Raw genomic sequence first — 1,710 nt, 5'->3', positions numbered from 1 at the left:
AAGCCTTCGCTGTGCGCGGCTTTGTGGGCGGAGTCGTCTCTACTCTAGGCGGCGGCAAGTTCGGGCATGGATTTGTGTCGGCAGGAGTCGGAGGAGGTTTCAGCAAGGACACCGGCTTGGTCACGCGGATGCTTGTTTCCGGGGCTATTTCGGATGCGACCGGTGGTAAGTTCATTAGCGGCGCCGCAACGGCTGCGTTTGCTTGGGCTATGCAAAGCGGTGGTCAAGCGGATGGACACGGGGGAGAGCCTGACGATATAAGCGATCAATTTGTAGCCAATTCAAAAATCAAGAAAAAATTTAAAGAAATCAAACATGCAGACGGTACAGTCGAACATGTATTAGATCTAACCTATGAAAATCAGAGTACGATTGACGATGCTATTATTGATTCTTGGGCGGAACAAATTGAAAACAGTTTCACTCAGAAGTTTGGTGGTAAGAATAAGTTGACAGTAAATCTTAGCGAATTTGGTCCATGTGATGCTATTTGCAGAGCATTAGGTGGAGGGGCAGAAATAGTCTTTAAAACTGTCAGCAAATCTTTGTCACTACAAAATGGTGGGTGCCCGGCCGGCGCAGCCGCTTGTGCTGGAGTGGGGTCAGGGGAAATTAGATTTGTAATGGAAAACTATGCAGGTGCACGTTTTAGAGTTGATACCCCAGCACATGAGTTCGCGCATGCTATAGGTTTTAATCATGATTACAATTCTACGGGGTCAATCAGAAGTTATGCAGAGGCTAGGGCTCTTACCATTAAAGATTACCAAATGTTGGTGAAATATTATGGAAATTAAATTTCGGCATTTCCTCATCTTGGCATTAGGGGCATTATTTTATTTAAGTGCAACTGCGCAAGAAGCGTTAAACGTAGAGGAGTTAGATGCGAAATATGGAGAAGAATGGTTCCCATTTAGCAGGTTGGGTAGTGATGGATACTATATAAAAGTCCATAAGGGAAATGATCTGTACAAAGAAACTTGCAGAGTCAAAATTTTTCAATCGCTAGATGAGTATAAGAATGACAAAGGGAAATTCCTGATCCTAGATGAAGAGTTTAATCAGAAAGGGTACATAGACGGAGCTATCTTTTTAAAGTCTAAACAGAGTTGTCAAGATTGGGAAAAATATAAAGAAAAGATTGTTAAAATTGAAAGCAAAATTGATGATTATTCGATGTTGAGAGCATTTAATTTTATTAAAAATCTTTCTGGAAATGGGTATTTGAAGTTATGCAACAACAAATTAAAAAAAATTGATCGGATCGGATTGCATAAATTGGATGCTGCCACGATAGGTTATAGTGCGGACTTTTCTTGTAATGAGAAAATGTTTTACGTCAAGTTTTATTTAACCGGTGATGGTGGCGAAGTTTTCTCGCTTGGGCCAATTTTAGAATAGGTGAACCATCGCCCACCTCTGGCGCTGTGACATGACGTTGCCTCGCCGCTCAGTCGTGTGGGGTAGAGAATATGGGATCTCATGAGCTGGCAAGTTCTATTGGGGGCCAACCGACCAGTTCCAGGCTGTCGAGCATGACCACTACCTCATGGCGTGGAGACCATCTACAACCTCTACGGCTACAAGCAGGGTGTGCGCGACCTGGAGGCCCCAGTCGGCGAGGGCTTCTACTACACGGTCGAAGACATGACCGTGCGCGGCCAGGTCAAGGAAGTCAGGCTCGGCAACGGCCTCACCACCGCCTATGAA

General features: G+C 44.6%; 2 protein-coding genes. Both read left to right on the top strand.

Features of this window, described 5'->3' with window-relative positions; all coding sequences use genetic code 11:
- On the top strand, positions 1–797 hold a 797-nt coding region (locus tag IG627_RS20555), incomplete at its 5' end, for a hypothetical protein (protein WP_193195168.1).
- Positions 787–1,401, top strand: a complete 615-nt coding sequence (locus tag IG627_RS20550; protein ID WP_193195166.1) for a hypothetical protein — start codon at positions 787–789, stop codon at positions 1,399–1,401. The genes IG627_RS20555 and IG627_RS20550, both read left to right, overlap by 11 nt.
- Positions 1,402–1,710: the final 309 nt, after the last annotated feature.

The organism is Microbulbifer taiwanensis (assembly GCF_014904815.1).
Taxonomy (GTDB): domain Bacteria; phylum Pseudomonadota; class Gammaproteobacteria; order Pseudomonadales; family Cellvibrionaceae; genus Microbulbifer; species Microbulbifer taiwanensis.
This window is presented reverse-complemented; position numbering and strand designations above follow the sequence as displayed.